General features: G+C 65.1%; 23 protein-coding genes and 1 pseudogene. 13 read left to right on the top strand and 11 right to left on the bottom strand.

All coding sequences use genetic code 11. The annotated features are described in order from the left end of the window. Positions 1 to 32: 32 nt before the first annotated feature. Both F6Q13_RS20240 and F6Q13_RS20235 read left to right on the top strand, forming a co-directional pair. Positions 33 to 608 (top strand): annotated as a pseudogene (locus F6Q13_RS20240) (cellulose binding domain-containing protein); the annotation flags it as partial. Then, the gene (locus F6Q13_RS20235; RefSeq protein WP_367140804.1) at positions 603 to 1,409 is read left to right on the top strand and encodes a hypothetical protein; all 807 of its coding nucleotides are present in this window, start codon (positions 603 to 605) and stop codon (positions 1,407 to 1,409) included. The pseudogene F6Q13_RS20240 and the gene F6Q13_RS20235, both read left to right, overlap by 6 nt. Here the strand turns inward: F6Q13_RS20235 and F6Q13_RS01355 are convergent. The 4 genes from F6Q13_RS01355 to F6Q13_RS01340 form a co-directional block, all read right to left on the bottom strand. Beyond that, positions 1,406 to 1,597 carry a ferredoxin gene (locus F6Q13_RS01355; RefSeq protein ID WP_293051120.1) on the bottom strand — a complete coding sequence of 64 codons (192 nt, stop codon included), beginning with the start codon at positions 1,595 to 1,597 and terminating at the stop codon, positions 1,406 to 1,408. The two genes, F6Q13_RS20235 and F6Q13_RS01355, sit on opposite strands and share 4 nt — an antisense overlap. Further along, positions 1,594 to 2,799 (bottom strand): cytochrome P450, encoded by a 1,206-nt coding sequence (locus F6Q13_RS01350; RefSeq protein WP_293051117.1) that lies wholly within the window; start codon positions 2,797 to 2,799, stop codon positions 1,594 to 1,596. Before F6Q13_RS01350 ends, F6Q13_RS01355 begins: the two co-directional genes overlap by 4 nt. A 134-nt stretch (positions 2,800 to 2,933) precedes the next feature. Then, complete coding sequence (locus F6Q13_RS01345) at positions 2,934 to 3,230, bottom strand: ferredoxin (RefSeq protein WP_293051236.1); 297 nt, start codon at positions 3,228 to 3,230, stop codon at positions 2,934 to 2,936. A gap of 8 nt (positions 3,231 to 3,238) precedes the next feature. Then, positions 3,239 to 4,501 carry an NADH-ubiquinone oxidoreductase-F iron-sulfur binding region domain-containing protein gene (locus tag F6Q13_RS01340; RefSeq protein WP_293051233.1) on the bottom strand — a complete coding sequence of 421 codons (1,263 nt, stop codon included), beginning with the start codon at positions 4,499 to 4,501 and terminating at the stop codon, positions 3,239 to 3,241. Between the two features lie 25 nt (positions 4,502 to 4,526). Between F6Q13_RS01340 and F6Q13_RS01335 the strand changes: the two genes are divergently transcribed. Further along, the gene (locus tag F6Q13_RS01335; RefSeq protein ID WP_293051230.1) at positions 4,527 to 4,988 is read left to right on the top strand and encodes a hypothetical protein; all 462 of its coding nucleotides are present in this window, start codon (positions 4,527 to 4,529) and stop codon (positions 4,986 to 4,988) included. A 5-nt stretch (positions 4,989 to 4,993) separates the two neighbouring features. Here F6Q13_RS01335 and F6Q13_RS01330 read toward each other — a convergent pair whose 3' ends face one another. The 4 genes from F6Q13_RS01330 to F6Q13_RS01315 are packed head-to-tail and all read right to left on the bottom strand — an operon-like array spanning position 4,994 to position 8,522. Further along, the gene (locus F6Q13_RS01330; protein ID WP_293051114.1) at positions 4,994 to 5,860 is read right to left on the bottom strand and encodes an alpha/beta hydrolase; all 867 of its coding nucleotides are present in this window, start codon (positions 5,858 to 5,860) and stop codon (positions 4,994 to 4,996) included. Positions 5,861 to 5,877: 17 nt separating this feature from the next. Further along, positions 5,878 to 6,270, bottom strand: coding sequence for a Rieske 2Fe-2S domain-containing protein (locus F6Q13_RS01325; protein ID WP_293051109.1), 393 nt, complete (start codon positions 6,268 to 6,270; stop codon positions 5,878 to 5,880). Then, positions 6,271 to 7,416: an amidohydrolase family protein gene (locus F6Q13_RS01320; RefSeq protein ID WP_293051106.1), complete on the bottom strand. Its 1,146-nt coding sequence runs from the start codon at positions 7,414 to 7,416 to the stop codon at positions 6,271 to 6,273. 11 nt (positions 7,417 to 7,427) lie between these two features. Continuing rightward, a complete protein-coding gene (locus tag F6Q13_RS01315) occupies positions 7,428 to 8,522 on the bottom strand; it encodes an amidohydrolase family protein (protein WP_293051103.1) in 1,095 nt (364 codons plus the stop codon). Between the two features lie 307 nt (positions 8,523 to 8,829). On the opposite strand from F6Q13_RS01315, the gene F6Q13_RS01310 reads away from it, so the two are divergent. The 10 genes from F6Q13_RS01310 to F6Q13_RS01265 all read left to right on the top strand — a co-directional run bounded on the left by F6Q13_RS01310 (position 8,830) and on the right by F6Q13_RS01265 (position 20,402). Next, positions 8,830 to 10,035 (top strand): CoA transferase, encoded by a 1,206-nt coding sequence (locus F6Q13_RS01310; protein WP_293051099.1) that lies wholly within the window; start codon positions 8,830 to 8,832, stop codon positions 10,033 to 10,035. A 192-nt stretch (positions 10,036 to 10,227) separates the two neighbouring features. After that, on the top strand, positions 10,228 to 10,629 hold the full coding sequence (locus F6Q13_RS01305; protein WP_293051227.1) for a hypothetical protein: 402 nt from the start codon (positions 10,228 to 10,230) through the stop codon (positions 10,627 to 10,629). Between the two features lie 334 nt (positions 10,630 to 10,963). Then, positions 10,964 to 11,773 carry an ABC transporter permease gene (locus tag F6Q13_RS01300; protein ID WP_293051095.1) on the top strand — a complete coding sequence of 270 codons (810 nt, stop codon included), beginning with the start codon at positions 10,964 to 10,966 and terminating at the stop codon, positions 11,771 to 11,773. A gap of 13 nt (positions 11,774 to 11,786) precedes the next feature. Continuing rightward, positions 11,787 to 12,632 (top strand): ABC transporter permease, encoded by an 846-nt coding sequence (locus tag F6Q13_RS01295; protein WP_293051092.1) that lies wholly within the window; start codon positions 11,787 to 11,789, stop codon positions 12,630 to 12,632. Between the two features lie 44 nt (positions 12,633 to 12,676). Next, positions 12,677 to 13,918: an MCE family protein gene (locus F6Q13_RS01290; RefSeq protein WP_293051224.1), complete on the top strand. Its 1,242-nt coding sequence runs from the start codon at positions 12,677 to 12,679 to the stop codon at positions 13,916 to 13,918. Then, positions 13,915 to 14,946: an MCE family protein gene (locus F6Q13_RS01285; protein ID WP_293051089.1), complete on the top strand. Its 1,032-nt coding sequence runs from the start codon at positions 13,915 to 13,917 to the stop codon at positions 14,944 to 14,946. The genes F6Q13_RS01290 and F6Q13_RS01285 overlap by 4 nt, the downstream gene beginning before the upstream one ends. Further along, positions 14,939 to 16,057 carry an MCE family protein gene (locus F6Q13_RS01280; RefSeq protein WP_293051085.1) on the top strand — a complete coding sequence of 373 codons (1,119 nt, stop codon included), beginning with the start codon at positions 14,939 to 14,941 and terminating at the stop codon, positions 16,055 to 16,057. Before F6Q13_RS01285 ends, F6Q13_RS01280 begins: the two co-directional genes overlap by 8 nt. After that, positions 16,054 to 17,469, top strand: a complete 1,416-nt coding sequence (locus F6Q13_RS01275; RefSeq protein WP_293051082.1) for an MCE family protein — start codon at positions 16,054 to 16,056, stop codon at positions 17,467 to 17,469. Before F6Q13_RS01280 ends, F6Q13_RS01275 begins: the two co-directional genes overlap by 4 nt. Continuing rightward, complete coding sequence (locus F6Q13_RS01270) at positions 17,466 to 18,686, top strand: MCE family protein (protein WP_293051078.1); 1,221 nt, start codon at positions 17,466 to 17,468, stop codon at positions 18,684 to 18,686. The genes F6Q13_RS01275 and F6Q13_RS01270 overlap by 4 nt, the downstream gene beginning before the upstream one ends. Further along, positions 18,687 to 20,402: an MlaD family protein gene (locus F6Q13_RS01265; RefSeq protein WP_293051074.1), complete on the top strand. Its 1,716-nt coding sequence runs from the start codon at positions 18,687 to 18,689 to the stop codon at positions 20,400 to 20,402. It begins immediately after the preceding gene. A 7-nt stretch (positions 20,403 to 20,409) separates the two neighbouring features. On the opposite strand, the gene F6Q13_RS01260 is transcribed toward F6Q13_RS01265, so the two are convergent. The 3 genes from F6Q13_RS01260 to F6Q13_RS01250 form a co-directional block, all read right to left on the bottom strand. Continuing rightward, positions 20,410 to 20,919, bottom strand: a complete 510-nt coding sequence (locus tag F6Q13_RS01260; RefSeq protein ID WP_293051072.1) for a hypothetical protein — start codon at positions 20,917 to 20,919, stop codon at positions 20,410 to 20,412. 111 nt (positions 20,920 to 21,030) lie between these two features. Beyond that, positions 21,031 to 21,453 (bottom strand): hypothetical protein, encoded by a 423-nt coding sequence (locus F6Q13_RS01255; protein ID WP_293051069.1) that lies wholly within the window; start codon positions 21,451 to 21,453, stop codon positions 21,031 to 21,033. Positions 21,454 to 21,552: 99 nt separating this feature from the next. Then, a complete protein-coding gene (locus tag F6Q13_RS01250) occupies positions 21,553 to 23,220 on the bottom strand; it encodes an alpha-keto acid decarboxylase family protein (protein ID WP_293051066.1) in 1,668 nt (555 codons plus the stop codon). Positions 23,221 to 23,247 lie beyond the last annotated feature (27 nt).

Here is a 23,247-nt window from a genome sequence, read left to right as displayed (position 1 = left end):
GGTACACGATCGACAACTCGGGCACCACCCCGGTGCACGACTGGCAGCTGCAATTCACTCTGCCCGCCGGCGAATCCATCACCAATGTGTGGAACGCGACACTGACCCACACCGGTAGCCAGTATGTATTGACCCCGGAAAGCTACGACAGCACGATCGCACCGGATGGTTCGGTGAACGTGGGCTTTCAGGCCAGCGACACCGGTGCCTATGCCCCGCCCACGCAGGTGACGGTGGACGGCCAACCCGTCGACAGCGGATCAGGCGCCACCACTGGCGGTGACACCGGCACCAGTACCACCGGCACCGGTACCACCGGCACGACGGGCACCAGTACCACCGGCACGACGGGCACCAGTCCTGCCACGGGGATAACGGAGACATCGACGGTGACGTCGCAGTGGGACGGCGGCTATGTCACCGAGTACACGATCGACAACTCGGGCACCACCCCGGTGCACGACTGGCAGCTGCAATTCACTCTGCCCGCCGGCGAATCCATCACCAATGCGTGGAATGCGGTGGTGACGCAGTCCGGCAACCACTATGTCTTGACCCCGGAAAGCTACAACAGCACGATCGCACCGGATGGCTCAACTGACGTGGGCTTCCAAGTCAGCGACACCGGAACCTACGCGCCGCCCACGCAGGTGACAGTGGACGGACAACCCGTCGACAGCGGCACCGGCGGCACCACCGGCGCCGGCAGCGACACCGGCGGCGGTACTGGCGGTGATCTGATCTCAGCTCAGTACGGAACGACGACGATCGAGCATGCTTACGTTGTCCAGAACAACGCCTATAACAATTCCGCCGGACAAACCATCGATGTCACGTCGAGCGGATTCTCCATCACCAGTGAGAACGGCTCCGCCTCCACCGACGGCGCTCCGCTGGCGTACCCCTCGATCTATCTGGGGTGTGCCTACGCCGACTGCTCGCCGGGAAGCCCCTTGCCCGAGGAACTGAGCCAGATTCAGTCCGCAACCAGCAGTATCGATTACACGTTCCCCAGCTCCGGCACCTATGACGCGTCATACGACATCTGGTTGAACCCCACGCCGATAACAAACGGTGTCAACGAGCAGGAGCTCATGATCTGGTTCGACCACGCAGGCTCCATCCAGCCGGTTGGTTCTCCGGTGGGCGACGCCACGATCGACGGCAAAGACTTCGTGGTCTGGGAAGGCAACAACGGCTCCAACAACGTGATCTCCTATGTCGCGACTTCGCCGATAAGCTCCTGGAACGACTTCAACCTGTTGGGTTTCATCGACAACATGGAAACCCATGAAGCGGTGAACAACTCGTGGTACCTGACCAGCATCCAAGCCGGGTTCGAGCCTTGGAACGGTAGCGTTGGCGCAGCGGTCGATTCATTCTCCGCGAGCGTCAACGGTGTTAGCTAATCGGTGATCGAGATCGCCTGCCTTGGGCATTGCCGCACGGCGTCGCGGATGCGGGCCTCGTTCTCGGGCGTGACCTCCGGCTGCAGGACGGTCAGCATGTCGTCGTCACCGAGGTGAAAAACCTCTGGGATGATGCCCATGCACACCCCGTTGCTTTCGCACAGCCCGAAGTCGACGTCCACTCTCATCGCAACACCGTCACCGGCACGTTCTGCCACCCGGCGACATTTTGCATGGTGACACGTCTACAGCCGTCCCAGTCCACCTCGTAACGGGGCATGAAGTCGAGCAGCCTCTCCAGCGCGATCCTGCTTTCCAGGCGTGCCAAAGCCGCGCCGAGGCAACTGTGAATCCCGTAGCCGAGACCGAGGTGCTGCGCCTCGGTCTGGTCGCGGTCGATGTCGAAGACGTCGGCATTGGTGAACGCCTCCGGATCGCGGTTGGCCGAGGCACCGATCAAAAACACGGGCTTGCCCGCGGGAATCACCCCGCCGCTGACGTGTGCCTCTTTGAGGGTGTAGCGGACGTTGTATTGAACCGGCCCTTCGTAGCGCAACAGCTCTTCCACCGCCGCCGGAACTTTGCTGCGGTCGTCGAGCAGCTTCTGCCACTGGTCGGGGTGGCGGGCGAAGATCACCACTGCGTTGCCGATCAGCTTGGTGACTGTCTCGGCGCCCGCACCACCCAAAAGCGTGGCGAACCCGGTGATTTCAACATCGTCGAGTTTGCGCGGTCGGCCGTCTTCGCCGGGGATCTCCGCGGCTATCAGCCTGCTGATCATGTCATCCTGCGGATTTTCGCGCCGCTGCTGCACCAGGCCGAAGTAGTACATCGCGGTGTCGATGATGGCCTGCATGCCGGCTTCGCCGACGTCGATCTGTCCCGGTTCGCGGTGCAGGCTGGTGTCGATCCAGTGCCGCACCTGCTGACGGTATTCCTCCGGCACTCCCGCCATCCGGGTGATGACTTCTACCGGGAATGGGCCGGAAAAGTCCTGCACGACGTCGAAGTTGTCGGGGTCGGCCGCGCTCAGATACTTCTCGACAGTTTCGATGACCGTTTCGAGCTGCGATTGAATGGCCCTCGGGGTGAACGCCTTGTTGAGCAGACTGCGCATGTGCCGGTGCTCGGGTGGATCCATGAAAATGATCGACTTCTGTTCGGGAGGCACCCCCCTGCGCACCATCGCCAGATCGCAACCACGAGCGGAGGAATAGGTCTCGAAATCCCTGAATGCGGCCGCCACGTCCTGGTGGCGGGTCAGCGCGTAGAAGTCTTCTTTCTCGTCGTAGTACAGGGGCGCGTCCTCGCGCATCCGCCGGTATATCTCGAACGGGTTGGCGAAGAACTCCTCCGAAAACGGGTCGAAGACAACCTTCGGCTTGGTCACTGCACACTCCCTCGTGTCAGCTGCGGGCCCGCACCTTTACGGCTTAGTGCCTGATTGTAACGGTGCCGGCTCGACGGCGTGCGGAAAAAAACCAGCAGCCGCCATGGCGGGCAGCAAGGGCGGTGGGCGTCCGGTTACCGGGTGAATCCCCACTCCGCTTCGTTGGCTTCTGTTTTGACGTCCGCCGCCGGGTCTTCGCGGCTGCTCGCCACGAAGTGGGAGTCGTCGGGTCGGCGCTCGCCGATCTCCATGATCGCGTGGACCGGGCAATCCATCAGTGCGCGCATGACGGCGTCGTGGTCCTCTGCGGCCACGGTGCCGTCACCGACCAGCGACGCATATCCCCAATCGTCAAGGGAGAAATACTGCGGCGCATGCTTGGCGCAGAAGCCGAAGCCGTCGCAGACGGTGCGGTCCAGGCGGATTCTCATGGCGTCGGTCATGCCGGTTCCACCTCGTAGGGCCGGTCGGCGCGAAACGCGCCGGGACGGCACGCCTGGCAGCTGTTGTCGAGATGTTCTTGCACCGCGTGCGGGAATTGGTTGAGCAGGCTGGCCGCGATATTGGCGGCGGCATCCAGGGTTGCGCAGGCGCCGCGTCCGCGCAGCACTGTCGACCAGCGTCGCAGGCGGTCGAGATCCTCGCCGGTAGCCGCGCCGTCGCGCAGTGCCGCGGCGACCGCCGCCATCGCGGCGGTGCCATTGAAGCACGAGCCGCACTGGCCGGCGTTTTCGCGGTCGAAGTACGCCAGCACCGATGCGGCGACCGCCACCGGACAGTCTGCGGTGAGCACGGTGACGGCCCCGGCGCCCAGCCCGCTGCCCAGCCGTCGCAGTGTCTCGTGATCCAGGGTGGCGTCGAGCACGTCCCGGTTGAGCAGTCCGGCGAAATAGCCGCCCACCAGTGCGCCCGTGACCTGATCGGATGAGACTCCATGCAGGGCAAGCAGTTCAGTGAACGGCAGGCCGTGCGGGATCTCGTAAAGGCCGGGCGGCCGGCCGGCACCGGTGACCGTCATCAGCAACGTGCCGGGCGACAGCGCGGTACCTTGAGTCCGGAACTCCGCCGCGCCATGCTGCAGCAGATAGGGCAGATTGGCCAGCGTTTCGACATTGTTCACCAGCGTGGGCCGCCCGCCGACCCCCTGCTGGAACGGGCGGGGGGGCTTGTCGGTCGGCTTGGCCGGGCCGCCGTTGAGTGCGCGCACCGCGGCGGTCTCCTCGCCGGCCACATAACCGGGGTCGACGGCTGTGACCGCGACCGGCACACCCAGTATCTCGCTGTCCAGCTCGGCCAGGGCGGCCTCGACGCTGCGGGCTGCCCGGGGGTCGGACACGTACACATGGGCACGGTCGGCGGCCACGATCGCGGCGGCCAGTCGCAGCCCGTCGAGGACCAGGTGCGGCCGGTGACGCAGCAACCAGCGGTCCTTGATCGACGCCGGTTCGCCCTCTTCCCCGTTCGCTACGACGACCGCGCCGCCGGCGGCGCGTCCGTGGTCGCGGACCGCCCGCAGTTTCACCGCAAGCGGGAACGCCGCGCCGCCGCGCCCGAGCAGCCCGCTGCGCTCGACCTCCTCCAGCAGCTCGTCGGTGGATTCCAGCGGACGGTAGCCGCCCAGCTGCCGATACGCCGAATAGTCTTCGCGATCCGGGCCCGCGCGCAGCAGCCGCGGCGGGCAGCCCGGCCAGGCAGCCACGATTAGGCTTGGACCTGTGCGAACAGCGGTGGTGCGGGTCGGCGTCGACCCGTCGGGTGCGCTGACACCGGCGGAATTAGACAAGGGCATGACCACCCTTCTGCAACTTGCCCGGGCGGCCGGCGCCGATCTGGTGCCCAGCGATCTCGCGGCGATGCCGGCGGACCGTCGCGAAGTGCAGCTGCTGATCGCCGGCGACGACCCCGATACCGTCAAGGGCACGGCGGTGCGGTTGTGCACCCGGGCTTTCGGCACCGTTCCGGTGACCGGCGCGATCACCTATGTCAGCAGGGGTACCGACGAGGACGCCCATGGCGTGCTGGCCGGTTTCGGGCTCACCGGCGAAATCGAGCGGGTTCCCGGCGACCAGGGGTACGACATCGTATACGTGACCCTGCGCCGGGAGGACATCGAGCGCATCCCGGAAAGCCGGGTTCACACGGCCCTGGAGGCATCGCTGAACTGTGAGGTCCACATCCGAACCAGGTAACGACATCAGGACCCCAGGAATTCCAGAATCGCGGGCGCGGCCTGCACCCAGGTGTCGAACATGTTGAAGTGAGTCACTTTTCCGGTTGCGCGCTCCTCGGCCGCGCGTTCCCAGGCATCCTCGGGCCACGGCGGGTCGATCAGCTTCGAACCCTTGATCAGGCAGCTGACCTCCAGCGATGTCCGTTTGGGGTGGTCCCAATCGTTCTCGCCGCCGCGAATGATCAGCGTGGGAACCGTGATGCGGTCGAACATTTCGTCCTCGACGCCGGGGATGGTCTGCCCCGGTTTGGAGACGAACGCGTTCAGCCAGCGCAGCATCACCTTGAGGAACTCGTCGCGGTCGAAGCCGAGGAATCGCTGCTTGTTGGCGGGGTTCTCTTCGATGCGCTCGCGCCACTCGGCGAGTTTCATCACTCCCGCCATTCCGGCTCCACGGGCCGCGAGGATGCTCGGTATGACGTAGTGGGAACCCAGGACGAACGTGCCGTAGATTCCGCCGACGATGTTCCACACCACCAATTTGGTGACCAATTCCGGATACAGCATCGTGGTCAGCATCGAATCCCGTGCTCCACCCGAGCCGCCAGCGATGATGCAGGGCCCCAGGTCGAGTTTGGTCAGGAGACCGTGCAGGGTCTCGGCGCGCATGTGCGATTCGCTCGGTCCATAGAATTGGACATCGGAAGCCCCGCAATTCGGCCTGTCCCACAACAGCACCCGATAGCCGCCGGCGACGAGCGCCTCGGCCAGCGGTCGCAGGCCGGGGATCTCCTTGCTGAACCGGCCACCGGGCGTCAGCACGATGAGATCACCGGAGGCGCCCAGGATTTCGTAGACCACGTTGCCCCCATTGACCTCGATCACCGACACCAGCCGCTCCTTGCACCTCAGGCCATTACCAGCACGTCGTTGCCGACGACACGAACCGGATAGGTGCGGATGCTCCATTCCGGTTTGACCGCGGTCGTGCCGGTGGCAAGCTCGAAGCCCCACTGATGCCAGGGACAGTAGATATATTCTTGATCGCGGATCATGACCGCGCCACCGGCGACACTCTCGTCGACAACCGTGCGGCCGCGGGCGCGCCCGGAACACAATGGCCCGCCCTGATGCGGGCAGTAGTTGGCGATCGCGTAGAAAGTGCCGTTGACGTTGTACACCCCGACACCGTGTCGACCGATCGGCACCAGTTTGTGGCTGCCCGGCGGGATCTCGTCCACGGTCGCGACGACATGCTCGCGGCCCTGGGCCAGCCGGGGCCGTGTGACTTCGTCGGGCACTTAGAACACCCGTACTTGACCCTCGAGGGCCGGCACCGTCTCGGGTAGGTGATAGGTCGCGATGCCGTTTTTGAACATGACCGCTTCGCGCGCCGCTTTGGGCAAGTGCTTGATCAGCCAGCGCGGATCGTCGAAGGTCCAGTGCGGGTAATCCGAGGAGTAGAGCAGGATCTTGTCGCACTCCATCCATTCCAGCGCGCGGGTCAGTTCGGTCTTGTCCGGCGGGTAGTCCAGCGGTTGAGTCGTGAACTTGATGTGCTCCTTGAGGATTTCCGACGGCTTGCGTTTGATCTCCATCCGCGACTTGCGGGCCTCATAGATGGCGTCCATCCGCCACATCAGCGGCAGCACCCAGGTGAAGGCGTGCTCGACGAACACGATCCGCAGAGTGGGGAAGCGGTCGAAGACGCCGTCGAAGATCAGACTCATCACCTGGTTGGCGGCCAGCAGGGAGTAGGTCACCATGAAATCGTGGTTGTAGCTGGGAAATCCCACCGGAGGCATCGGCAGCATCTCGTAATTGCTGCGCGACAGGTGACAGCTCACCGTGATGTCGTGCTTGGTGGCGGCCGCCCAGACCGGGTCATACATCGGGTGGCCCCACGACGGCCGCGGTTCGGCCTTGAGCAGGATCTGCGCCATGTACGGGTGGCCGGCCCACCGCTCGATCTCGCGGGCCGCACCCTGCGGGTCCTCGACCGCCACGCAGATCGAGCCGCGCCAACGTTCGTGCCAGTTGTTGTGGCTGTCCAGCCAGTGATTGGCCTGCCAGTCGTTCAGGGCGCACGAGAATGCCTGGTGAGCTTCCGGCAGGCGGGGTGTCCGGGCGCCCGGCTCCAGGATCGCGATGTCGGAGCCGGCCTCCATGATCAGCTGGCGAAACGCCATATCCGGATCGCTGCCGGGGAACTCGCCGTCCGGCGGGAAGGTGTCCACGCGCATCGCGAAGCTGTGTGCGTAGTCGGGAGCGTCGTAATAGATCAGCTCGCCCACCTTGTGCTCGCGGAAAAACTTGCTGCGCCAGGGCTCGGGGATGTACTGGGTCAGTTCGCCGCGTTTGGGCACCGGGTGAACGTCGGAGTCGACACAGCGGACGGCGATATGCTCGGCGGCGGGAACCCGCTGCTGGACTTGTGTCAGCGTCATGGTGGCCTTCCTCATACCTCCTGTGCGGCCGTCTGGGCCGGGATGTCTATGCCATACAGTGTCGCGGCGTTGCGCCAGCACAGCTTGTCGCGCTGCTCGGCGCTGTAGGCGCTTGGCACCGCCAGCTCGCTCATATGCCAGTGCGGATAGCTCGAGCCGAACATGACCATGTCGTCTTTTCCGGTGAAGCTGAACCACTGCCCGGCGAACTCGACGTCACCGGGTCCGTCGAAGCCGCCCTGGACGAAGTAGACGTGCCCGGGCAAGTAGTCGCTGGGTATGCGCGGCGCCCACGGAGTCTGTTCCAGATGCGGCCGCCCGAAGGTGTCCATCCGCCAGATGAACGGCGTCACGAAGTCCGCGCAACCGTCGGCCCAGACGAACTTCAGCGCGGGGAACCGCTCGAACACACCCTCGGCGATCATGTTCATCAAGTGGTACAGGTAGTTCAGCGGCATGAAACCGGCGTACTGCTCGTAGGTGCGGGTGTGCCCCGACGGGGTCGGCGGAAACGCGATGCCCTCGCCGGTTTCGATGTGCACCGCCACCGGAAGATTCGCCGCGGCGGCAGCTTCCCACAACGGCCAGAACTGGGGCTTGCCGTAGAGTTCGCGGGATTGCAGCGGGATGCCGATCTGGACGACCTGCGGATGGTCTTGGTATTTGGCGAGCTCGCGCACGGCGCCGGCGATGTCGTCGGGATTGACCCGGATCGTGCCGCGGAAGCGGTCACCGAAGGCGGTTGACGCCAGCCATCGCGACACCATCATCTCGTTGTGCGCTGCGCACAGCGCACTGCCCAGATGCCGGTCGGGCATGATCCCGCGACCCATCGGATGCAGGACCGCGACGTCGACACCGCGCTCGTTGAACAGATAGTTGCCGACGACATCTGGATCCGAGCCCGGGTAGCCGCGGTCCGGTCCGCGGGTGTCGCGGGCATACTCGCCGCCCGGCGCTCCGTACCAGTCCATCTCGTAGTCGGGGAAGCCGCGACTCTTGAACGGCTCGCGGAGAAACCCGCGCAGGTCAGGAGTCGACGCGAAAAAGATGTGCACGCTCGCGTCGATGACTGGGGTACGGGTTCCGTCCGGGTGCGTTATCACCTAAACCACCTTCCGGCCGGTGCCGCACGGCCGGTCAGATGCTAGATAACCTAACATTCTCGTGCACCGCCTATCAACGGTTTGCCGGTAAGCGTTTCGATGGGGCGCCGATGTCAGCCAAATTCTTGCAATCAGAGAATATCATTCTGGCACGTTGACGGGCACTCGGCGCCGGCTGCGGCATCGTGAGAACGGCGGCGCAAGACTTGCGCCCGGTCGAGCGGATCGGCGATCATCCAGCCGTTGAGGAGGAGGCCGCTATGCCATCGCAGGACACGGCGGCGATTGTCGCACAGGGGCCGGTCGGGTGAAACCTCTCGACGGCATCCGCGTTCTCGAGGTCGCCATGTACGGGTTTGTCCCGTCGGCGGGTGCGGTGCTCGCCGAGTGGGGCGCCGACGTGGTCAAAGTGGAACACGCGGTGACCGGTGACCCGCAGCGCGGCCTGCGTCAGACCGGCATGCTGCGCGTCGAGGGCGATCCCAACCCCAACATCGAGCACGCCAACCGCAGCAAGCGCAGCCTCGGGCTGGACATGTCGGTGCCGCAGGGCAAGGAAGTGCTCGACGAGCTGACCCGGCGCTCCGACGTCTTCTTGACCAGCTTTCTGCCGGGACACCGGAAAAAGTTCGGCATCGACGTCGACGATATTCGCGCGGTCAACCCGACGATCATCTACGCGCGGGGCAGCGCGCTGGGCCCGCGTGGCGCCGAGGCGGACAGGGGAGGCTATGACATGACCGCGTTCTGGTGCCGGGCCGGAACCGCTGCCACCATCACGCCGACCGGGATGCCGGGCATGATCGGACCGCCCGGCCCGGCCTACGGCGACACCATCTCGGGCACCAATCTGGCCGGCGGTATAGCGGCGGCACTGCTCAAGCGGGAACGCACCGGAGAACCGTCGATTGTCGACGTCTCGCTGCTGGGCAGCGGGCTGTGGTCGCTGGGGCATACGGTGGCCCTGACCCTACATCTGGGCCAGCGACTCCAAGCGCCGCCGGTCGGTGTGCATGGCGCGCCCAACAACCCGCTGGTGGGGTTGTATACGACGTCGGACGGCCGCTATATCTCTTTCGTGATGATGCAGCCCAGCAAGTTCTGGGCGGACGTGTGCCGCCATATCGACCGGCCCGAGCTCGCCGACGACCCCCGTTTTGCCACCGACGACCTGATCGCCGCCAACACCTCCGAGGCGGTCGAGATCCTCACCGCGGTGCTGGCCACCCGCACCCTCGCCGAATGGAGTGAACGATTCGCGACGCTGTCCGGACCATGGGCGCCGGTGCAGGACACCCTGCAGGCGGCCGACGACGCACAGATCCGGGCCAACGACTACGTCGTGCGGGCGGGCGCGCTCGACTTGGTGGCCAACCCCGTGCAATTCGACGTCACGGCGCCCGAGCCGCGGGGTGCACCAGCGTTTGCCGCGCAGACAGAGGAAATACTGCTGGAACTCGGGTACGACTGGGATCGCATCATCGAGCTCAAGACGGTCGGCGCTGTCACCTAGGCGACGACGCGGATCGGATTAGGGCAGGCGTGTCTGAGTTAATGCGCAAGAGCCCGTTGGAAATACCGCATTGCGTTGTCTCATGCGGTCTGCACCCGACGATGGTGGCCGCCCTGACTGCCGACCCATCGTGTTCGCCAAAGAGCAGAATTTTGGCGTCGGGCGTGGCAAGGTAATCGCGTGCGTTCTACCGTGCGTTCCGCCTTGGCCGCGGTGGCCGCGCTGCTGGGTGTCGGCGCGCTGTCGGCCACGCCTGCCGCCGCCGGACCGGCTTCGTGCGACTACCCGAGCTGCACGCCGGGTATCACTCCCGGCGTCGTCCTCGGCGCCCCGTGTGACAACACCACCTACTACGTCTTCGGCACCGCGGACTACTACGTGTCTTTTGCCACCGAGCCGGGACGGCTGATGTTCTGTGGTTCGCCGAGGAGATATCAGCCCCGCTGGTTCCGATCCCCCCCCATGGCAGGAGTCAAGGAAGAAAACTCCGATTGCAACGATTTCATCAACTACGTCGCCCAGGCCCCGGACGGGCTGTTTCTGACCTGCGTGGCTCAGAACGGTCGAAGCCTCTGGGTCCGGGGTGACACCTGAGACCGTGACCGGGCCCGTGACGGCGGGCGGACCAGTGGGCACCGAAAGGGGGTGGCCGTACCGTCCTGTTTCTTTATTATTACCATCATTACGCATTTACGCCCGCGAGACCGCGGCATGGGTCATAATCTGCGAGCGCGTGCGTCGATGGCAGTCCTGACCGAGGCGAGAAGTTCGAGGCAGAGGTGGGTGTGGTCAGAACCGGTTTCACATGCGCCGGTGCCGACGTCGTCGGCTCCGGTCGGGGCGTCGCTGCGGCCGCTGCTCCAGTGACCGGGGTGCACTGTGGTCTGGGCCCCAACGCTGTTGATGGTGCGGGAAGGCGCGGGGCCTGATGGCTAACCGGTTTGCGGATCGCTGGTCGGCGGGAGTCAGTTTAGGGCGGGATTTTTCGGGGCCCATGCAGGCGGTGGGTGGCCTGTTTGCGATGTCGGCGGATGCGTTGCGGTTCGCGGTGCGTCGGCCGTTCTACTGGCGGGAGTTCTTGGAGCAGGCGTGGTTCATTGCGCGGGTGTCACTGGCGCCGACCTTGTTGGTGGCGGTCCCGTTTACGGTGCTCGTCAGCTTCACGCTAAATATTTTGTTGCGTGAACTGGGTGCGGCCGATCTCTCGGGTGCGGGGGCAGCGTTTGGTGCGGTAACCCAGATCGGACCCATAGTGACGGTGCTGATCGTGGCTGGTGCGGGATCGACCGCGATTTGTGCGGACCTGGGGTCGCGCACGATCCGCGAGGAGATCGACGCGATGGAGGTGCTGGGCATCAATCCGGTGCAGCGGTTGGTGACTCCGAGGATGCTGGCCTCGGGCCTGGTGGCCCTGTTGCTCAACAGCTTGGTGGTGATCATCGGGATTGTGGGCGGTTATGCGTTTTCGGTGTTCATTCAGGATGTGAACCCGGGGGCGTTCGCCGCGGGCATCACGCTGTTGACCGGGGTCCCGGAGGTGGTGATCTCGTGTGTCAAGGCAGCACTTTTCGGGTTGATAGCCGGGATGGTCGCGTGCTATCGGGGTTTGATCATCACCGGCGGTGGGGCCAAGGCGGTGGGTAATGCGGTCAACGAGACCGTGGTGTACGCATTTATGTCGTTGTTCGTGGTCAACGTTGTGGTGACCGCGATCGGCATCAAGATGACGGCCAAATGACGGTGGGGGGCTGATGGCGCTGCGCGCGACCTATCCGCGGTTGTTCGGCCAGTTGGAGCGGCCGGTGTCGACGTTGGGACGGATCGGGGATCACACCCTGTTTTATGGCAGGGCAATCGCCGCTGTGCCATTTGCGGCGGTGCACTATCGGCGCGAGGTGATGCGGCTGATCGCCGAGATTTCCATGGGTGCAGGGACATTGGCGATGATCGGCGGGACGCTGGTGATCGTCGGATTTTTGACGCTGGCCGCGGGTGGGACGTTGGCGGTGCAGGGGTATTCCTCGCTGGGCAACATCGGCATCGAGGCGTTGACGGGATTTTTGGCGGCGTTCATCAACGTGCGGATTTCGGCGCCGGTGGTCGCCGGGATCGGGTTGGCGGCGACGTTCGGGGCCGGGGTGACCGCGCAGCTGGGTGCCATGCGGATCAACGAGGAGATCGACGCGTTGGAGGCCATGGCCATCCGGCCGGTGTCCTACCTGGTGAGCACTCGGTTGTTGGCGGGGATGATCGCGATCACCCCCCTCTATTCGATCGCCGTGATTTTGTCGTTTATCGCCAGTCGCGGAGTGACCGTGTTCATGTTCGGGCAATCGGGTGGGTTGTATGACCACTACTTCGACACGTTTTTGAACCCGATCGACTTATTGTGGTCGTTTTTGCAGGCGGTGTTGATGGCGTTGACGGTGTTGCTGATTCACACCTATTTCGGGTATTTCGCCTCCGGGGGACCGTCGGGGGTGGGGGTGGCGGTCGGTAACGCGGTGCGCACGTCGCTGGTGGTGGTGGTGTCGGTGACCCTGCTGGTGTCGTTGTCCATCTACGGCGCCAACGGCAACTTCAACCTGTCCGGGTAGGGGGAGACGACGTGACACGAAGTCTTGGACCGGGCCCGATTCACCTGTCGGAAACCAGGGGCGCCGGGCCTGCCGCGGCTGAGCTGGGGACCGATTTCGGTGTGCGTTCCTATGCTCGTCCCCTGGCGGGTCTGGCCACCGTGGCAGTGGTCGCCGGGATCGTCGCCCTCGCGGTGGGGCTGTTCCAGGGCAGCTTCACCGACACCGTCCCGGTGACGGTGATTTCACCCCGAGCCGGGCTGGTGATGAATCCGGATGCCAAGGTCAAGCTGCGCGGCGTGCAGGTCGGTAAGGTCGCCTCGATCGAATCGCTGCCCGACGGGCAGGCCGCGCTGCACCTGGCGATGGACCCGTCGCAGCTGCATTTCATTCCGGCCAATGTGATCGTCGACATCGCCGCCTCGACGTTGTTCGGGGCCAAGTTCGTCGAACTGGTACCACCCGCCGACCCGTCACCGCGGCCGTTGCGGGCCGGGGCGACGCTGGACGGCCAGCACGTCACCGTGGAGATCAACACGGTGTTTCAGCAATTGACGTCGGTGCTGAACAGGATCGATCCCGCCAAGCTCAACGAGACTTTGGGCGCGGTGGCCGCCGGATTCAACGGCCGGGGCGCAAAACTGGGGCAAACCCTGAGTGATCTGGATTCACTGTTGGCCAAGTTGGATCCCAGCCTGCCGGCGCTGAGCCACGATCTCGAGGTGACTCCTGCGGTGGTGAATGCCTACGGCGACGCGGCGCCGGACCTGGTCAAGACTGCCGCCAACGCCACCCGGATCAGCCAGACGGTCGTCGACGAGCAGAACAATCTCGACGCGCTGCTGGTCAGCGCCATCGGGTTGGCCGACATCGGCAACCAGGTACTGGGTGCCAACCGCAAGCCGCTGACCGATGTGCTGCACCTGCTGGTGCCGACCACCGATCTGACCAACCAATACAGCCCGGGAATCAACTGCGCGTTCGCTGGGATCGCGGTCATTGCCAAGTCTCCGCCACTGCCGAAACCCGGCGAAGTCACCTCGACCACGTTCCTGTTCGGCACCGAACGCTACCGGTACCCGACGCATCTGCCCAGGGTCGCGGCGACTGGCGGTCCGCGATGCCTGGACCTGCCGAACGTGCCGTACGACACCACCCAGCCGTTCGTCGTCATGGATTACGGCGCCAACCCCTGGGAGTACGGGAACCAGCAACTGCTGCTCAACTCCGACGCCCTCAAGCAGCTGTTGTACGGTCCCATCGCCGGGCCGCCGCGTAACTCCGCTCAGATCGGGGAACCGGGATGAGAGGCTCGTCGTCGACTTTGGTCAAGTTCGGGATCTTCGCGGTCGTGATGGCGTTGCTGACCACCGCGTTGTTCTTCATCTTCGGCCAATACCGCACCGGTGCGACGACCGGGTACTCGGCGGTCTTCACCGACGTGTCACGGCTCAAGCCCGGACAGACCGTGCGGGTCGCCGGGATCCGGGTGGGCACCGTGAACAGCGTGTCGCTGCAGCGGGACAAGACGGTGCTGGTGAAGTTCGATGCGGACCGCAATATCGTGCTCACCGACGGGACCCGAGCCGCGGTCCGCTACCTCAACCTGGTCGGCGACCGCTATCTGGAGCTGACCGACGGTCCCGGGTCGACCAGACGATTGCCGGCCGGCGGACGGATTCCGATGGACCACACCGCTCCGGCCCTGGACCTCGATCTGCTGCTGGGTGGATTGAAACCGGTCGTCCAGGGCCTGAATCCACGTGACGTCAATGCGCTCACCTCGGCGCTCATCGAGGTCTTCCAGGGCGAGGGCCCGACGCTGGAATCCCTGATGTCCAAGTCGTCATCGTTTGCCGACGCGATCGCCAGCAACAACGAGACGGTGCAACAACTGATCGACAACTTCAACATCGTGGTGGGCACGCTCGACAAGGAGGGCACGAAGTTCTCCGGCGCCATCGACCGGATCGAGCGCCTCGTTGGCGAACTGTCCGAGAAGCGAGACCCGATCGGTGCCGCGATCGACGCCCTGGACGCCGGCACCGCCTCACTGACCGACCTGCTGACCCAGGCCAGGCCGCCTCTGGCCCGCACCGTCGACCAGCTCAACCGGCTGGCTCCGCTGCTCGACAAGGACAAGGGCAAGGTCGAGACCGCCATCGCCAAGGCGCCGGCCAACTACCGCAAACTCCTGCGAGTGGGCTCCTACGGCAGCTTTTTGAACACCTACCTGTGCGAAATATCGATCCGCGTTTCGGATCTTCAGGGCCGCACCGTGGTTGTGCCCTTTATCAAGCAAGAAAACGGGAGGTGCGCGGAACCCGATGCTTAAATATCGCGGAACGGGCTTGGTGCGCAACGGATTCATAGGTCTCGTCTTGATAGTGATGGTCATCCTGGTCGGGCTCTCGCCCCAACGGCTGGTGTCGTGGGCCACCGCCGTGCGCTACCAGGCGTTGTTCTCCGAAGCCGGCGGCCTTGCCGTCGGCAATGACGTGACCATCTCGGGCATCAAGGTTGGCACGGTGTCCGACATTGCCCTGCATCACGGCAATGCCCTGGTGACATTTACCCTGGCCGGCAAGGTCCCGCTCGGATCGGAAACCACCGCGCACATCAAAACCGGCACCCTGCTGGGCGAGCGGGCCCTGGTCTTGCAGTCGGCCGGTAGCAGCGCGATGCACCCGATGACCGTCATTCCCCTCTCACGCACCTCGTCGCCCTACACGTTGACCGATGCCGTCAACGAGTTCACGCAGAACACCGCGGACACCAACACCCAGGCGCTGAACCAGTCCCTGGACACGCTGTCGTCGACACTGGACCGGATCGCGCCACAGCTGGGGCCGACCTTCGACGCACTGACCCGATTGTCGAAGACTCTCAACGGCCGCAACCAGACATTGGGCGCCTTGCTGAAAAGCGCCGGCGACGTCAGCGGAATCCTGTCGCAACGCAGCGCGCAGGTCAACACGCTGCTCCTGAGCGCCAATGACCTGCTGGGGGTCTTGACGGCGCGGCGGCAGGAAATCGTCGACCTGCTGGCCAACACGTCGGCGGTGTCGCGACAGCTATCCGGCCTGGTGCACGACAACGAGCAGGAATTGGCGCCCACGCTGGAGAAGCTGAATTCGGTGACCGCGATGCTGGAAAAGAACCGTGACAATATCGCCAAAGCGCTGCCGGGTCTGGCGAAATACGCGCTCACCCAGGGCGAAGCCGTGTCCAGCGGCTTCAACTACAACGCGTTCGAAGCGAACCTCGTGCCCATGCAAGTATTGCAGCCGCTCCTCGACTACCTCTGGGGTTTCCGGACCTTCGACACCAATCGTGGTCCGGGCTTCCCCTCGCCCATGCCCAGAGCGTTGTTCCCGTTCCCGTACAACGGGATTCCGCCGTGCCCCACCTGTGTGTTGGGCGGACGCATTGGCGGCAGCCAATGATCGCGCAGAAAAAGTTTGCGGCCGGGGCGGCGGTGGTGCTCGCCGGGTTGCTGGTGGTCGGCTCGGCACTCATCGTCCGCTCGGTGTTCTTCGGACCCAAGACCGTCATTGCCTATTTCACCTCGGCGACCGCGATCTACCCGGGCGACGATGTCCGGGTCTCCGGGGTCAAGGTCGGCAGCATCGAGTCCATCCGGCCGCAGGGCACCCAGGTCAAGTTGACGTTGAACGTCGACCATGGTGTGCCGATCCCGGCCGATGCGAAAGCGGTGATCGTCGCGCAGAACCTGGTCGCTGCCCGCTACGTGCAGCTGACTCCGGCCTACCGCGACAGCGGCCCGGTCATGGCCAATGGGGCGGTGATCCCGGTCGAACGCACCGCGGTGCCCGTCGAGTGGAATGAAGTGAAAAACCAATTGATGCGACTGGCAACGGAACTGGGTCCCAAAAGCGGAGTATCAGGCACCTCGGTGGGGCGGTTCATCGACAGCGCCGCCGCCGCACTCGACGGCGGCAACGGCGACAAACTGCACCAAACGCTGGCTCAGCTCGCCGGGGTGGGGCGGATCCTCGCCGACGGCAGCGGCAACATCGTCGACATCATCAAGAACCTGCAGACCTTCGTCACCGCCCTGCGTGACAGCAACACCCAAATCGTGCAGTTCCAAAACCGGCTGGCCACCCTCACCAGTGTGGTCAACGACAGCAGATCTGAACTCGACGCGGCGCTGGCCAACCTGTCGACCGCAGTCGGCGAAGTACAGCGGTTCATCGCGAAAACTCGTAATCAAACCAGCGAACAGGTGGCCCGGTTGGCCGACGTCACCGAAAACCTTGCCGAGCACCACTTGGCCCTGGAAAACGTGCTCCACGTGGCGCCCAATGCTTTCGCGAACTTCTACAACTCGTATAACCCCGACACCCGAAGCTTCATCGGGCAGTTCGCGTTCAATTTCTTCGCCAACCCGGTGATGTTCATCTGCGGGCAGATCGAAGCCATCGCCAATGTGACCGCGCCAGAAACCGGGAAGTTGTGTAACCAGTATCTCGACGCCGGTTTGGCGCGGATCAATTTCAACGACTCCCCGATTCCGATTTATCCCCTGATCATTCCGCCGATAGTGTGGCCTTCGCTGATGAGGTCGGCCACCCCGGAGCACATCATCTATTCCGAGCCGCGACTGGCGCCCGGCGGGGAAGGCCCCAAGCCCGGGCCGCCCGAGCAGCCACCCGCGGTGTCGGCATACACCGGTCTGCCCGGTGACCCGGTCGGACCGCCGGGCGCGGAGCCGCCGGCGCGGATACCGGGGGCGGCGATGCCCTTCCCGCCGGCGCCGACGACACCGGTGGAACCTCCGCCGGCGCCGAGCGTGCCGGGAATGCTGCTGCCCGCGGAAGGGCCGCAATCATGACTGCCCGGGGACAGCGGGTGCTGGCCACCGGCTGCGCCGTGATGTTGACCGCGACGGGGTGCGCGTTCCACGGGTTGAACTCGCTGCCGTTGCCGGGCACGGTGGGCCGCGGTCCGGGTGCCGAGGTCTACCACGTCGAGATCGCCACTGTGGGCACCTTGGAGCCGAATTCGCCGGTGCTGATCGACGACGTGGTGGTGGGCAGCATCGACAAGATGACAGTGCGCGACTGGCATGCCGATGTCGAGATCTCGGTGGCGCCCGGCGTCGTCGTACCTGCCAACGCGGTCGCGACGGTAGGGCAGACCAGCCTGCTGGGCTCGATGCATCTGGATCTGAATCCCCCACTGGGCCAGCCGCCGAGCGGACGACTGCGGCCGGGAGCCGTCATTCCGCTGAACCGCTCGTCGACCTACCCGTCGACCGAGCAGACATTGTCGTCGCTGGCCGCGGTCGTCAACGGGGGAGGGCTGGGACAGCTCGGCGACGTTGTCAGCAATTTCAGCTCGGCGTTGTCCGGACGGGCCGGAGACGTTCGTGATCTGCTGACCAGGCTGGACAAATTCATCGGTGTGCTCGATGCTCAGCGCGACAACATCGTTGCGTCGATCCAGGGGTTGGACAGGCTGGCGGGCACCCTCGCCGACCAGCGTGACGTCCTCTCCCGGGCGCTGCGCAAGATCCCGCCGGCGCTGGACGTGCTGCTCAAGGAACGGCCACGTTTCACCACCGCGCTGGACAAACTGCGGGTGTTCAGTGACACCGCCACCGGGCTGGTTCGCGACACCCGCACCGATCTGGTCAAGAACCTGCAAAACCTCGAGCCGACGGTCCGCGCGCTCGCCGACGTAGGACCGGATCTGGACACGGTCCTGGCGTATCTGCCGCTTTTCCCGTTCCCGCAGGACCTGGTCGAGCGGGGTGTGCGCGGCGACTACATCAACCTGTTCGAAGTCCTGGACTTCACCGTTCCCCGGCTCAAGACCGGACTGCTGTTGGGCACTCACTGGGAACAAGTGGGCGCCGAGCTGGTCCCGGCCCCGGGAGATCCGTACTACCTGCAATACACCCTCGATCCCCTGCATGCCGGCGTGGCACCACCACCACCCGGGGCGCCACCGGCGGGACCCCAAGCCCCGCCGCCCGGCCCGGCGCCGGCTGAAACACCACCGCCGGCCGATCAGGCTGCGGTCCCCCAGCCCGAGGCGGGTGGATAGATGCTGTCACGGTTGGTCCGAATCCAGTTGGTGATCTTCACCGTCGCGGCGATCGTCGGCGTGCTCGTCATGGGCTTGGTCTACATGCAGGTCCCGACCCTGTTGGGCATCGGCCGCATCACAGTGACGCTGGAGCTGCCCGCCTCGGGCGGCCTCTACCGGTTCGCCAACGTGACCTACCGGGGCGTGCAGGTCGGCAAGGTGACCGCCGTCGGCCTCACCGCGCACGGCGCCAAAGCAACGCTCTCGCTGGACACCTCGCCGAAAATTCCCGCGGATCTGCACGCCGAGGTAGGGAGCATCTCCGCGGTGGGCGAGCAGTACGTGGACTTGCGGCCGCGGACCGACTCCCCGCCCTACCTGCGCAACGGATCGGTCATCGCCATGGCCGACACCACAATCCCGCAACCGGTCGGGCCACTGCTCGATCAGGTCAGCGCCCTGATCGACAGCGTCCCCCAAGGCAAACTCAGCCAATTGCTCGACGAGACATTCACGGGCTTCAACGGATCCGGCTACGACCTCGGATCGCTGTTCGACTCGTCGGCGCGCGTGGCCGGCGACGCCAACGGCGTCGCGGACCGGACCAAAACCCTGACCGAGGACAGCGTCCCCCTGCTGGATTCCCAAGAGCAGACCACCGATTCGATCCGGCTGTGGGCACGCAGCCTGGCGGGGACCTCCGATGTGCTGGTCAACGACGACACGCGGGTCCGGACGCTGCTGCAGCAGGGGCCGGAGGCCGCCAACGAGGCATCGCGGCTGCTCGAGCAGGTCAAACCGACCCTGCCGTTGTTGCTGGCCAATCTGACCACGATCGGCCAGATCGGCATCACCTACCACCCCTCGCTGGAGCAGCTTTTGGTGCTGCTGCCGCCGATTGTTGCCGCCCTGCATGCGGTCGGAGTACCGAGAAACCAACCCGACGGCATGGCTCGGGGTGATTTCGCGCAGAAGATCTCCGACCCGCCGTCCTGCCTGGTGGGATTCCTGCCGCCCAGCCAATGGCGCAGCCCGGAGGACGAAACGACGGTCGATACCCCGGACGGGCTGTACTGCAAACTGCCGCAGGACTCCCCGATCTCGGTGCGCGGCGCCCGGAACTATCCGTGCATGGGGCATCCGGGCAAACGCGCGCCGACCGTCGAAATCTGCAACAGCGACAAACCGTATGAGCCGCTGGCGATGCGCCAGCACGTGTCGGGCCCCTATCCGCTGGACCCGAACCTGCTTTCCCAGGGCATCCGGCCCGATGACCGGATCGACTTTCGGGAGAGGATCTTCGGCCCGGTGGCAGGAACACCGCTGCCGCCGGGTGCGGCGCCGAGTGGAACGCCGCCGGGGCCGCGGGGAACTTACGCACCGCCGGGGTCGGGGTACTTCGCCCCACCGCTGCCGTCGTCGGCTGCCATGTCGACGCAATCTGCTGACTACCCGCCGATTGCGCCCCTCGACGTTCCAGACTCCGCACCGCCGCCGGCGCCCGCAGCACCGCCGCCGGCGGCGCCTACCGGGTCGGGCGGACCCCAGGCAGCCCCGAGTGCGTTCTCCCAGTTTGATTCCCGGCTTAAACCAGCACTAAAACCAGCACTTGTCGCGGTGCCCTACGACCCGCACACCGGTCGCTATGTCGGGCCGGACGGTCAGCTGTATCAGCAGTCGGACCTCGTCACGCCGGCGGCGCCCAAAACGTGGCAGGACATGCTGCCGACCTGACGGGCGATCAGGTTATCCGGTCCAGCCGAAACGGCATCTCGATGACGAGCGACTGGTTTCGTCCGCAGGCACCGCTGGGTCCCACCGTCTTGTCGAAGCCCGCGAGCGTCGCTGAACCGATTTGCTGCTGGCCGTAGGCGTCCACAGGATAGAAGAAGTAGAGCTGATGCCCCGGATAAGAACTGCCGTCGGCGCATTTTTCCCAGTTCGGCACATCGTGTGCGACTTTCCACAGCACCCCGTCGCGCACGGTCAGCGGTGCACTCCAGCCCTGGTCGCTGGTGACGGTGCCGTCGCATACCTGGGCGTTGGTGCAGGTGGAGGTGATGGTCCAGGTGCTGACCACCGTCGCTTCGTCGTGATACTGGTCGTTCGTCTTGGCCCACCCGCCGATCGAGGTGGCGCGGTAGGTCCCGTTGATGGCGAGTTCATCGTCGGCGGCCTGCGCAGTCGGTGCCGCGGCCACTCCGCCGGAAATCAACAGCGTTGCGGCGGAAAGCGTTCCGATGATACGCATCACCTGCTCCTTGATACGGCCGGGGAGCCAAGAATAACATCGTTGCCGGCGACGGGGATGCGGATTGAACCGGGCGGCCCGCGACGTCGACCGGGGCGGGCCCCGGATTACTCACCAGTGACGTATCGAGCAGAGCACCCCTTTGGGACCGTCCTTGGACACGACCACCTTTCCGTCGACCGTCAGGTCGCAGTGCAACCCCGGCGTCCTCGGTTCTAGGCCGGTGCTGGCCGTGACCAGCGCCCACTGCTCGGGCTTGGCGAGGTCGAGTTCGTAGGTCCAGGGATGGCCGGGGGAGATATCGACTTTGATGTTGGGTACGAACTGGTAGGGATTGTGGCTGTAGTCGGAGAAGATCGGCGGTTCCTGGTCCAGGTAATAGATGTCGGTGTAGCTCGGGCTGGCCGCCGAGACGGTGTATTTGACGTGGTGCTTGACGACGGTGTCGTCGGCACCTGACGGTGTCGCGGCTACCAGGCTTGCTGCCGCCAACAGGGTTGCCAACCCCGAGCCGAGCGCTGTCCTGCCAGTCATGTCGTTCCTCCGACCCGTCGCCACGACGCGAAACCCCGCGCGAAGAATGCTACCGCGCGAGCCCGGTGAACTTCGACGATTGGGCGGGTGATCGTCACCCTAGCGACGTGCGCTGCCGTCCGGGGACGTCGGCCGGACCAGGTCGGTGAGCAGCCTGGGAATGTCGAGCGGCGGCACGACTGCTTCCACGAGCACCATGGCTTCCTGATGGCGGGCAGCGGCGGTGAAAGCGTCGTGGAGCTCGCCGTAGGTCTGCGCGCGGAACGTCAGATGGTTCGTCACACCGAGCGCGCCGAGGATCCCGGACCAATCCCATCGGACAATATCGTTGTAGGGAGCGGTTTTCCCGTGAATCGCCCGTTCGATGGTGTAGCCGTTGTTGTTAACCACCACGACGACCGGAGTCAATCCCTCCCGGGAGATCACGCCCAGCTCCTGCGCGGTCAACTGGGCCGCGCCGTCGCCGATCAGCAGTACCGGTCTGCGATCGCGCTGAGCCAGGCCGGCCCCGAGGGTCGCGGGCAGGGTATAGCCGATCGATCCCCACAGCGGTTGTCCGATGAACGTCACGCCGCGCGGCAGCCGATGGGCGGCCATTCCGTAAAACGACGTGCCCTGGTCCGCGAGTACCACGTTGCCGGGCGTGAGTGCCTCGCACAGTCTGTCCCACAAAATCTCCTGGGTGATCGGTGCCTCTCGCGCGGGCGGTGTCCGGCGGGTGTTGTCCGGCCTCGGCGCGACGGGCGGCGAGCTGATCCCGCGATCGGTCAGGATTGCGGTCAGCGCGTCGAGTGCGTCCGGCAGCTCCAGCGGCGCGAATACCTGACCGGCGACGGTGCTCTGCTGGGCGCCGATGTCGATGGTCCTGCCCGGGTCGATGCGCTGGCTGAAGAACCCGCTGACCATATCGGTGAACACCACCCCGGCCGTGACCAGCACCGGCGCGTCTTCGATCGCTCGGCGTACCGGCTCGTCACTGGCGGAGCCGGCGTAGATGCCCAGGAAGTTGGGCGAGTTTTCGTCGACCAGGCTTTTGCCCCACATCAATGTGGCGTGCGGTACCGCGTCGGCAGCCAGCAGCGCCTCGAGGTGAGACACCGCATCGAGCCGATGCACCAGAAAGTCGGCGAGCACGGTCAGCCGGTGATCGGCGATCAGTTTCGTCGCGGCCTCGGTGAACAGAGCGAGGGCCCGCGGGCTGGTGCCGCCGGTGTAGCGGGGCAACGGCGCGGTGGGCGGTTCGGTCTCGAAACGCGCTACATCGGTGGGCAGCAGCAGATAGCCGGGGCGTTTCTGCTCGCGCACTTCGCTGAGCACCCGGTCGATTTCGCGGGTCGCCGTGGCTGGCCTGAGATTCGCCTGGGCACAGGTGATTTCGCGACTGATGCGAAGAAAATGCTCGAAATCCCCGTCGCCGAGGGAGTGATGCAAGACCCGGCGGGCGCCCTGGGCGTCTTTGGACGGTCCGCCGACGATGTGCACCACCGGCACATGCTCGGCATAACTGCCGGCGATCGCGTTTGCCGCGGAAAGCTCGCCAACACCGAAGGTGGTTACCAACGCGGCCATTCCGCGCAGTCGCCCGTAGCCGTCGGCGGCATAGCCGGCGTTGAGCTCATTGGCGTTGCCCACCCACCGCAGATCCGGGTGAGCGACGATGTGGTCGAGAAATTCCAGGTTGTAGTCACCGGGCACCCCGAAGACCTCGGACACGCCGAGCGACGCGAGTCGGTCCAGCAAGTAGTCACCGACGGTGTAAGCAGTCACGAAATCGACGGTACCGGGCGCGCCGCA

Source organism: Mycobacterium sp., from assembly GCF_008709575.1.
In the GTDB taxonomy this organism is placed as follows: domain Bacteria; phylum Actinomycetota; class Actinomycetes; order Mycobacteriales; family Mycobacteriaceae; genus Mycobacterium.
Note: the sequence above shows the minus strand (reverse complement) of the source record. Positions and strands in the feature narration are given on the sequence as shown.

Coding starts and splice junctions, on each gene's coding strand:
- F6Q13_RS01355 (WP_293051120.1), bottom strand. CDS start 1,597: ATGAGAGTGGACGTCGACTTCGGGCTGTGCGAAAGCAACGGGGTGTGC.
- F6Q13_RS01345 (WP_293051236.1), bottom strand. CDS start 3,230: ATGAGAATCCGCCTGGACCGCACCGTCTGCGACGGCTTCGGCTTCTGC.
- F6Q13_RS01320 (WP_293051106.1), bottom strand. CDS start 7,416: ATGACGCTGACACAAGTCCAGCAGCGGGTTCCCGCCGCCGAGCATATC.
- F6Q13_RS01300 (WP_293051095.1), top strand. CDS start 10,964: ATGGCTAACCGGTTTGCGGATCGCTGGTCGGCGGGAGTCAGTTTAGGG.
- F6Q13_RS01295 (WP_293051092.1), top strand. CDS start 11,787: ATGGCGCTGCGCGCGACCTATCCGCGGTTGTTCGGCCAGTTGGAGCGG.
- F6Q13_RS01285 (WP_293051089.1), top strand. CDS start 13,915: ATGAGAGGCTCGTCGTCGACTTTGGTCAAGTTCGGGATCTTCGCGGTC.
- F6Q13_RS01280 (WP_293051085.1), top strand. CDS start 14,939: ATGCTTAAATATCGCGGAACGGGCTTGGTGCGCAACGGATTCATAGGT.
- F6Q13_RS01275 (WP_293051082.1), top strand. CDS start 16,054: ATGATCGCGCAGAAAAAGTTTGCGGCCGGGGCGGCGGTGGTGCTCGCC.
- F6Q13_RS01270 (WP_293051078.1), top strand. CDS start 17,466: ATGACTGCCCGGGGACAGCGGGTGCTGGCCACCGGCTGCGCCGTGATG.
- F6Q13_RS01265 (WP_293051074.1), top strand. CDS start 18,687: ATGCTGTCACGGTTGGTCCGAATCCAGTTGGTGATCTTCACCGTCGCG.
- F6Q13_RS01260 (WP_293051072.1), bottom strand. CDS start 20,919: ATGCGTATCATCGGAACGCTTTCCGCCGCAACGCTGTTGATTTCCGGC.
- F6Q13_RS01255 (WP_293051069.1), bottom strand. CDS start 21,453: ATGACTGGCAGGACAGCGCTCGGCTCGGGGTTGGCAACCCTGTTGGCG.